Genomic DNA, 9732 nt, shown 5'->3' on the forward strand with positions numbered 1-9732 from the left:
TACGATCACATCTGCATGTTGAAAACACTCAAATGTGCCGTGCGTGTCGTCTGGGCCTACCGAAAATCACAATGGGTTGCATTCTTTACCACTGATCTTGATCTCACCGTCGAGCAGATCATCGAATACTATGGCGCTCGCTGGAAAATCGAGGCCGGTTTCAAAGAGATCAAGCAGGAAATTGGAAGCATAAAAAGCCAAACCCGTACGCCGCATGCCGTTATGAATCACCTCAGCTTCTGCATGATGGCCACCGCCATCACCTGGATATACGCAGATCGCCTTGATAAAACACCGCAGCGTTGTTACGCTGTTAACAATCGAAGTCACTTCGCCTTCTCCGATGTTAGAAAACTGATTACTCAGGCCGCATTCGATAAAGATTTTGTTACCTTTTGCCCCAAGCCAGGCAAACCCGAACAAAATTCTCTCATCAAAGCATTATTGCGGATGGTCGCATAGGGAAAAAAGGGAAACTTCAGTTATTATTGTAATCATGTGTGTTTCCTTACAAATTTGTTTTCCTATCAAAAGTTGACAGGTGTATATTAATAAAACGCAGCAGGCGAGAATATCAGCGTACTGCCATTCGCTATTCACACGGCTACCAGTTAAACGCATAGGTCACACCGACCATGCGGCCGGGTCCCGTAGCAAACCCAAACGGCGTTTGTGAGGCCTGGCTGATCAGCGGAAAATAGTTTTCGTTAAGCAGATTTTTAACTGCAACGGTAAAATACCCCGGCCCTACCGCAAGACTGGTCGTCAGATCCACCAGAACATAATCGTCAACCGGCATTCCACCAAACTGTGTTGAATTCGGCGTCCGGTCGGCGACATAAAACGCCTGCATCCGGTTCTGCCACCATTCAAATGGACTGTACTCCAGAAAACCTGTCAGTTTTACCGGGGAAATTCTGGTATTGGGAAGGTCCTCATCAAACTTGCCATCATCATCCAGATCTATTTCGCCTTCCGCCCAGCTGGCCGTACCACCGACATTAACCTGTTCAGTAACCCGGTAAGCCAGTGAACCTTCGACACCCCAGATACGCTCAGGCAGCTTGACGATGCTCAGATCTCTGTTAAATGTCGTGCCGTTATTCGATTCGCTGTAAAAACCAACGGCTGATGCCTGTACCGGGCCATACCGGCCTCGCAAACCGAGCTCGTAGTTATGCACTTTTTGCGCCTCAGACGCCAACTGGCCGGCGCTGACCACGCTGATATTTGCGTCCCTGATGGCACGGCCGATATCCGCGAGCGAAAAGCTCTGGGAATAACCGCCATAAAGTTCCAGGTATTCAGTTAGAAAGACGACTGCGCTGCCGTTAAACAGCGTGTTGTCATACTTGACTTCTTCGCCGCTGATATTGGCGCCGGCCCGATTGATGACATCTGAAATATCGACGGAAATAGCTTCCTGACGGATACCGCCGCGCACGATTCCGTACTTGCTGACCGGCAGTTCAAGCTCAAAAAAGCCCGCAAGCGCATCCTGCCGCATAAACGGGACGACAGTCGGCCCGTCCAGGCCGGCCTGCACAACCTGATCGCGAAGATAATCCAGCCCCCAGATAGCACTGAATTCATAGTTTTTGACAGAAATGGGCGTATTGATCGTCACACGGCTGCCGAATTTTTCAGCGCGGACTTCAGTCTGGGCAAACCCGGGAAATTTTGCAAAGCGGGCAATCTGATCGTCGTAATAGCCTTTCACCGAAACATGGCTGCCAAAAAAGTTCTTGTTGATGTAGTCGGCACCGACCATGGTGTTTTTCGTACCCGGCTTAAATGGATTGAATTGCCCGCGGACCGCGGGGGTCTTGATGCCATTTGCAGGATCGCCCAAGCCAAAGGTGAAATTGGTATCCTGTTTGATATTAAAATGATTGACAGTAAACTGCACCCGCTGCCGGTCATTGTCGAAATTGAATCCCAGCTTTCCGAGTATGTTGAAAGTATTGGTATCGGCCAGACCGCCCTGCACACCGATTGGGTCGGGCGGAATGCGGTCGCCGCTTGCATCAAAGAACTGGCCGCGCTCGCCGTAAGTTCCGGATACCAGATAATCCATATTCTCCCGTGTGCCGGAAATCCGGTGCGTTGTCTCCCACATGATCGCATCGTCAAACCGCTCCGTTGAAAAGCGGATACCGCCTTTTGAGAAGCCTTCTCTCAATTTTCCGGATGCATGTTTGGTAATAATGTTAACCAGCCCCCCGGCTGCACCGAAACCGTAAGCTGCGGTACCGCCGCGCACCACCTCGATACGTTCGATTGCATCAACATCGATCGTATTCAGATCACGGCTTGAAGAACGCAACGCCGTTGATTGCGGAATACCGTCAATCAGCACCAGGTAGTCACGCCCGCGCAGGGTCTGGCCGAATGCCGATAGCGCTTCAGTGCTGGGTCCCAGACCGGGTATCGTTTTCGCCAGAACATCACTCAAATTACGCGCATAACCTGCCTGTTGTTGTATTTCTTTATTTGTGATTACTGATACTGACCGTGTCGTTTCAGAAACAGGCGTTTCCGTGCGCGTAGCCGTCACCACAACCGGCTCCATGCTTTTACTCTGCGCAAGCAGCCGGTCTGGAAACAGACAATTGACCAGGATTAGTAACATGGCAAACATTTGCCGCCACTGACACATGAACTCAATTATTGTCACTATTTTCACCTTATAAATTAATGTTAATCATAATGATAAGTATTATCATTTAATTTGATACATACCGTACACATTGATAGCGCTACTGCATGTTTTTTGCTTTGTTGTGCATAGCGTATTCAGGTACGCTCAATTGATCCGCCCTTCGCTGCTTTTGTTACTTAATTCTGCGGTTTCAGAATTGCTAACAGAAAAACCCGCCAGGCAACAGCTGCTTTTTAACAGGCGCTTATTTACCGCAGACGCGACCGGTAACTACACCCGGCTTTTGTAATTTTGTTCAGATGCTCCAGTGCACTTCTCTTCTGTTGCAGACAGATTTGCATCAAGTGCAGCTGATTCCGGGAAAGGCAGCGGGGCCTCCTGGCGTTTTTTACGCCGATACCACCATGTATATACACCGGTTACAAAAAGTATTGCCGGTATAAATCCTGTAACGAAGATCAACAGACGTCCCGTCGTTCCAAAGGCAGTTCCGATATGCAAAGGGTATTTCATGTCTGCTATTTGCTGCCCTGCCCCGCTGCGCCTTGCATCATGCACCATAAGCACTTCTCCCGATACGCCATTCAACGCAACGTAGCTGGTACCATTTGGATGCGATTCATCCGGATATTTCAGCCTGACAACAAACGCTATTTCCGGCTTGGCCGGGAACCGCAGCCAGGTTGCATCGGCACCGGGTATCGACGACTCAGCTGCGTGCAGCAGCGTACTTGGCGATTTCGGTATGGCATGCAGATCAACATGTTCTATCAATGGTGGTTCGGTTAATCCCGGTCCCCCAAAAACAGCAATCAAGGCAGTATTGGTCTGTTTGTAAAAAACCATCGCGGCGCCCGTCAACCCCACAATAAAAAGCAACAGCATTGAAATCAGGCCGAGCGAACGGTGCAGCGCGAACCATCGTGCAAACCGTGATGACTTACGGGGAACGCGCAATGCACTGATTAATTTCCGCCAGCCCGGCCATGCCAGCCATAACCCGGTCAAAACCGTCAGCAATAAAATCAGACCCATTAATCCGTTAACGAATAACCCATCGTCATCAGCGAGCAAATGCACATGCAAATCATGCAGAAAACCCAGAAAGCCGGCATGCTCATTGCGCACTCCGAGAATATCCAGCGTCCATGGATCGACATAAACCTGCTGTATCGCCTCATCTTTTTTCACCCAGTATTCAATGCTGTGCCCGGACTCGCGTGGCAGGCGCGCCAATAACAAAGTATGTTCGGCAAACCCGGATTGCACCCTGTTCGTCGCATCATCCAACCGGATTACGCCAGATTGCGGTTCAACTCGCCATAAGTGCGCGTTAAAAAAAGTGTCCAGCTCGTCATCGAATACCAGAATGCTGCCGGAGATTCCTGACAGGCTAAAAAAAATACCGATGATGATACCGATCCATAAATGAATTTTCTGTACCAAATTTCACCTTTCAACTAAAAGAATTAACAATGCGTTCTCATACAACCCGGCCCTGTTGCACGCTTGCAGTATAAAAAACGCGAATGACAAGAATGACAATTAAAATACGATTGACCGAACAAACCGGCATAAAACAATTTATGCGAATATTAATGATAATTGTTATTATTTGCAATATTAGTTGTGTAAAAACTATGGTGTTATTTACAACAGAGGTTTTGATTATTGGCTTAACCGCAAATCAGCGATGCTTATGTGCTTTGCCTATGTTCGGCTTTGGAATCTTGTTGCTTCACATATCCGGCTAACCTGTTATTATTTGTGCCAAGGAGCCGCGAATAAATAAGTGTGACAACTGGACGCGGCTGGCGGGATGCAATGCAAGGCGGGAGAATGAGTCATAGCACAAGCTATGGCGACAACGAGCAACGCCGCAGTGTGCCCGCCAGATGCGATCCAGGCGTTACAGTTATTTATGAACGACTCCTGATTATCGTGAACAAGCAGCATACGATGCATAAAGCCGTTGTTAATAAAGACATATTTTATAAAATTGAAATAGCCGCGGATAATGAACACAGCCAACATTCACTATTGTTTTCTGTTCATCGCCGTTCTGTTATTTAGCGGATGCTCCGGCCTGCTATATTATCCCGATAACCAGCACCGTTTTTTTGATCCTGCGGCTGCGGGATATACGCCGGAAAATGTTTTTTTTACCGACGACGCGCAAAGAAAACTGCATGGATGGTGGTTTTCTGCCAAAAAAAGGCCTGTCAAAGCGACCATCATTTTCTTTCACGGCAACGCTGAAAATCTCACTTCACATTTCCTCCAACTGGCATGGATCAGTCATGAACACTACAATGTCTTCATTTTCGACTACCCCGGTTACGGACGTTCCGAAGGAAAGCCAACACCAAAAAGTTGCGTTGAGTCAGGCCATGCAGCTGTCGCCTGGGTCAGCCGGCATAAAGCTAATGGCGGTCCGATTATTATTTATGGACAAAGCCTGGGCGGTAATATTGCCCTGCGCACGGCAATCGATAAAAAGGACGAGATCAATTTAACACTGGTAGTCGCTGACAGTACTTTCGATTCTTTCCAGCAAATAGCGCGCATCAAGCTGGCTCATCACTGGCTGACATGGCCGATGCAACCGTTGGGCTACTTGCTTTTAGACGACCGCTGGGCTCCCGAAAACCTGGCGTCACTTTCGCCTGTGCCTGTTCTCGTGATACACGGACAGCAGGACAGAACAGTTGAACCCGTATTCGGTGACAGGATTTTTAAAAAACTGGCCGAGCCGAAAATATTTTGGAAAATACCGGAAGGCAGACATACCGATGTGTTCTGGGGGCACGATCACAAATACCGCAGTAAGTTTTTATCTTTTCTGGAAAACTTAGATCAATACTGAGTCCGTCAAATGCTATTTTGCCGGCGGGATCCAGTAACAACAGATCGTCACAACGGCTTTTGTTTGACAGTGCAAAAAAGTTTAAGTAGATTCATCAACGTTTCAGTAGTTTTCTTGCAGTTTCGATTCACATCTGCTTTCAAACCGGACGCGCGATTACTGGTTTGAAACAGAGACATCGTCAATAAGGAGAATATAATGGTACGCAACAGTTTGCTTGTATTTACAGCGTTTCTGCTTTTGTTTCCGATATCTGCTTTTGCCGCAGGATATGGTACCGCCGGCTGCGGGCTGGGCTCGATAGTCATCGGTTCTGAACGTGGGCCGGAACAGATTTTTGCCGCAACGACCAACGGCACTTCTGGTTCTCAAACCTTTGGCATGACTTCCGGCACATCCAATTGCGGCGACCATGGCCTGCTCAATCTCAGCAAAGAAAGAGAAATATTCGCTTCAGAGAATTACACCAGTCTGATAAAAGAAATGGCTCAGGGCGAAGGTGAGCACCTCGACATTTTAGCCAGCATGTATCAATGTCCGGCTACGCAGTATCAGGAATTCGGTGCAATGACCCAGGAGAAATTCAGTGAAATTGTCACCGGCACGCAAACAAGCCCGGATGCATTGCTCGGCCGGCTTGACACGATGCTGAGTCAACATCGCAATTTATCGAAATCCTGCCATATTCAATTATCAGCATTGAATTAAAGCCGCGCGGATATGGGCGGCCGCCTGTATCCGCAAAACCCTGCATTCTCATCCGCTGTTTTTTTGTGCCGTCCTTTTTATTTGTTATCGGAATAACCGCCTGCGTTTGCCTGTTTCCCGGAACTGCTTTTTCCAAAAGCACCCATGACAACGATTATCTGGTTGAACTTCAGCAGCAAGCCAGACAATTAAAACTGCACGAGCAGCGCGTCTGGCACCTGTTGCTAAAATACAAACCGCGACTACTCGGTGGCGTTGTCAGCGAGGCGGACGGTATGGATTTTTTCAATGCGCCTGACGGAAAAACCAACCCCGAATCGGAGCTGGCGGCCACGCTGGCCGGTTTTTTTCTTCCTGCCGACAAACCGGCGGCAGACACAGAACATCCGCAATGCAATTTTCCAGCCCGATTTAAATGGCTGCACCAGCAACTGCAGTTTGACGCCACCCGCCTTGAAATACAGGCATGCGAACGGCTTGAACGCTGGGTCAGCGAACTGGACCCGGTTGGCGTAACACTGGTTTTTGCGACCTATTATTTGAATAATCCGGCATCAATGTTTGGTCATACCCTGGTACGCATCGACAGCAGGGACCGGCAAGGCGAAAGAAAACTCACAAACTACGGCGCCAACTACGCCGCGATTCCAGACACCGACAATCCGTTCCTGTACGCCTGGCGTGGACTGACCGGCGCATTCGAAGGGCGTTTTGCCATCTTCCCCTATTACACTAAGGTACAGGAATACAACAATCTGGAAAGCCGTGATCTTTGGGAGTATGAGCTTGATTTCACTGAAGCGCAGTTAAATACCATGTTGCTGCATTTATGGGAACTTGGCGGCACTTACTTTGATTATTATTATTTTCAGGAAAACTGTTCCTATCACGTCTTATCGCTTTTTGAGATTGCCAGACCGGAGTTGCGATTAAAAGATCAATTTTTTTTCAGCGTCATCCCTGCGGATACAGTCAAGATCGTCATGGCGCAGGATAATCTGGTTAAAAAAGTCGTATACCGCCCGTCAATCGTGAGTGTCATGAATCAAAAGCGGCATTTGATGACGAGTGAACAGCAACGCGTTTTTCAAGCGATCGCCAAAGAAAAAATTTTACTGGATGCCGACGAGTTCACCCGGCTCCCGGACGGCACAAAGACACTTCTGCTGGATGCCTACATGGATTACCTTCAGTATCAAAGCATGCGGCAGCACAGCGATCACGAAGTAAAAATTCCATATCCGGTTCTTCTGGCAAGAAGCCGCTTGCAGACAGATAATGCGGCGCACACGCCCTCATTGCATTTTTCCAGCCCGCCGCATCCTGGCCACGGCGCCGATCGTTTCCGGATTGCAACCGGCCATAACGACCGGGAACCTTTTATGGAATTTGCCTACCGGCCCGCCTATCATGACTTAATGGCCAGAGACGCGGGCTATGATAAGGATTCGGAAATTATTTTTATGGATTTCAAACTCCGCTATTTTCTCGAGTCCGAGCGCGTCCGGCTGGATCAGGCGCGGTTCCTCTCGATTACTGCACTGAACCCGTACGATCCATTATTGTTTAAACCGTCCTGGCGTTTTAATTTCAGCGTAGACACACTCAGAGACCGGGATTGCGGTTATTGCAACACATTCTCCGGCAGCTACGGCAGAGGCATTGCGTATCGTCCGGCCTTTTTCTCACCGCTGTTGTTATTTTCATTCCTGGATTTAAAGACCGACTTCTCCGGCCATTTGAAACGTGATTACCGGCTTGGCGGCAACGCGGAAATAGGCATGTACTACGATTTCAATGAACAATTGAGAATCAAGCTGGCAGGAAACTACCGGGTATTTGTTCTGGGCGAACATAAACGGTTTTTCACAACACATGCCGTCACCCGGTATGCGCTCACACAAAATCTGGATATGCGGCTGGAATTCAACCGCTACGACCATAACAATGAAGGTATCTTTGCTGTCAATTATTATTTCTAACGCATCGTTAGCTACTAATTCGCTTGTACTAACAGCACACCTGAAGCGACGACATAACATACCCCATATTCATTTATAGCATGCAAATACTATGCACATAGCCCACATTTTTGTCGGAAAATTTTACAACATCCGAACATAAATAAAACCGATGCACCAGCACCACAAAATTTGATATATACATCATCATATTACAACGATATTAAAATATGGTACGATTCTTGCTAATCCATATAAGATATCAGTAACGAAAAATAAACATAATACTTTTTACAGTAGAGGAAGTGTGGTTATGAATAAGTTTACAAAATGTTGCGTCATTACATCAGCAATGATGCTATTTTCAGGCTTGGCCAACGCAGCGCCGACCTACTGCAGTGTATCCGGCTCACCCAATCCGGATGGGCTGAGTTTCAGCGATATGACTTTTAATGGTAACAATGCGAATGACTGCTATGGCGTTGTCTTGGGAAATGAGCCCAAAGTTCGAGGTAATCTGACCACAGGCTTCAATAATCTTGGATTGACATGGGGAACCGATTGGACATTTCTTGCAAAAGACGACGATCCAGGCAGCCCTGGTGTAGGAACGGGCTCGTTTGGTGGATTTGACTTCACACTGACTGCTGGTGCCGGAACGAACGGTGGCTGGAGTTTAACAGCCATAGATACGAATGGCGCAGCGCCGCCAAACTTTCCCACTAATTTCGATTTTGTCGGTATGCTGAAAGCAAGTAACCGTTATGCTTTATGGTTCTTTGACGACGCCCAGGTAGTGGCAAACAATAGTGGTACATTTTCAATTAATTTTCAGAATAACGGCGGACAATTTCCCTCTTTATCACACATGAATTTATATATCCGTGGCGGCGAGCCAGTTGTTATACTGGAACCGACAACGCTTGCTTTGTTTGGCTTAGGCCTGCTGGGTTTTAGTCTAGCCCGCAGACAAAAACGATAATTCATATTTTTAGTATCAATAAAAAAACCCGCTGCGGCGGGTTTTTTTATGCATTCGCATACCGCAAACCTGAAATTAAAGCATAAACCTAGTACATCAGCCATATTATTTTGACGGATGCAAGTACACTTAAAAATGAGTAAGATATATAGATAATCTAATCTTATTTATGAGGTGTATTGATGCCTGCCAAGAAATATATTGTCCGCTTGAGTAAAGAAGAATGCGAAACACTCACCAAATTGGTAAGAACAGGAAAAGTTGCTGCTTACAAACGGCAACGGGCACAAATTTTGTTAAAAGCGAATGTAAATCGCTTTGACGGCGGTCTGCATGATAAAGAAATAGCAAAATCACTTGATGCTGGCAGGCGGACAATAGAGCGGGTCCGGCAGCGACTGGTTGAGAAAGGTTTTCATAAAGTTCTGGAAAGGGAACCTCGCAAGCGCTCAAGAGCACCACGTCTTGATGGTGAACAGGAAGCGCACCTGGTGGCATTGAGCTGCTCGGAACCACCTAATGGGCGCAACCGTTGGACACTGAAGTTATTGGC

At 47.6% G+C, this 9732-nt stretch carries 9 protein-coding genes; 7 read left to right on the forward strand and 2 right to left on the reverse strand.

Annotation, left to right across the window (positions count from 1 at the left end; translation table 11 throughout):
- Positions 1-462, forward strand: a 462-nt coding sequence (locus BMY60_RS13970) for a transposase (protein WP_177166673.1), incomplete at its 5' end; no start/stop codon positions are given.
- A 142-nt stretch (positions 463-604) separates the two neighbouring features.
- Here BMY60_RS13970 and BMY60_RS13975 read toward each other — a convergent pair.
- Together BMY60_RS13975 and BMY60_RS13980 are read right to left on the reverse strand one after the other, a co-directional pair.
- On the reverse strand, positions 605-2677 hold the full coding sequence (locus tag BMY60_RS13975) for a TonB-dependent receptor (protein ID WP_218141711.1): 2073 nt from the start codon (positions 2675-2677) through the stop codon (positions 605-607).
- Positions 2678-2932: 255 nt separating this feature from the next.
- Positions 2933-4108, reverse strand: coding sequence for a PepSY-associated TM helix domain-containing protein (locus BMY60_RS13980; protein ID WP_090334456.1), 1176 nt, complete (start codon positions 4106-4108; stop codon positions 2933-2935).
- A 393-nt stretch (positions 4109-4501) separates the two neighbouring features.
- Here BMY60_RS13980 and BMY60_RS15520 point away from each other — a divergent pair, with 393 nt between their 5' ends.
- The 6 genes from BMY60_RS15520 to BMY60_RS14005 all read left to right on the forward strand — a co-directional run.
- Complete coding sequence (locus BMY60_RS15520) at positions 4502-4735, forward strand: hypothetical protein (RefSeq protein WP_143057461.1); 234 nt, start codon at positions 4502-4504, stop codon at positions 4733-4735.
- The gene (locus BMY60_RS13985; protein WP_090334458.1) at positions 4680-5528 is read left to right on the forward strand and encodes an alpha/beta hydrolase; all 849 of its coding nucleotides are present in this window, start codon (positions 4680-4682) and stop codon (positions 5526-5528) included. Before BMY60_RS15520 ends, BMY60_RS13985 begins: the two co-directional genes overlap by 56 nt.
- 198 nt (positions 5529-5726) lie before the next feature.
- Positions 5727-6236, forward strand: a complete 510-nt coding sequence (locus BMY60_RS13990; RefSeq protein ID WP_090334459.1) for a DUF3015 domain-containing protein — start codon at positions 5727-5729, stop codon at positions 6234-6236.
- A gap of 65 nt (positions 6237-6301) precedes the next feature.
- The gene (locus BMY60_RS13995) at positions 6302-8218 is read left to right on the forward strand and encodes an Lnb N-terminal periplasmic domain-containing protein (protein ID WP_256250890.1); all 1917 of its coding nucleotides are present in this window, start codon (positions 6302-6304) and stop codon (positions 8216-8218) included.
- 292 nt (positions 8219-8510) lie between these two features.
- Positions 8511-9179, forward strand: coding sequence for a PEP-CTERM sorting domain-containing protein (locus BMY60_RS14000; protein WP_090334462.1), 669 nt, complete (start codon positions 8511-8513; stop codon positions 9177-9179).
- 182 nt (positions 9180-9361) lie between these two features.
- On the forward strand, positions 9362-9732 hold a 371-nt coding region (locus BMY60_RS14005; RefSeq protein WP_143057462.1), incomplete at its 3' end, for a helix-turn-helix domain-containing protein.

The organism is Nitrosomonas sp. Nm51 (genome assembly GCF_900111165.1).
Lineage (GTDB): Bacteria > Pseudomonadota > Gammaproteobacteria > Burkholderiales > Nitrosomonadaceae > Nitrosomonas.

Coding starts and splice junctions, on each gene's coding strand:
- BMY60_RS15520 (WP_143057461.1), top strand. CDS start 4,502: ATGAGTCATAGCACAAGCTATGGCGACAACGAGCAACGCCGCAGTGTG.
- BMY60_RS13985 (WP_090334458.1), top strand. CDS start 4,680: ATGAACACAGCCAACATTCACTATTGTTTTCTGTTCATCGCCGTTCTG.
- BMY60_RS13990 (WP_090334459.1), top strand. CDS start 5,727: ATGGTACGCAACAGTTTGCTTGTATTTACAGCGTTTCTGCTTTTGTTT.
- BMY60_RS14000 (WP_090334462.1), top strand. CDS start 8,511: ATGAATAAGTTTACAAAATGTTGCGTCATTACATCAGCAATGATGCTA.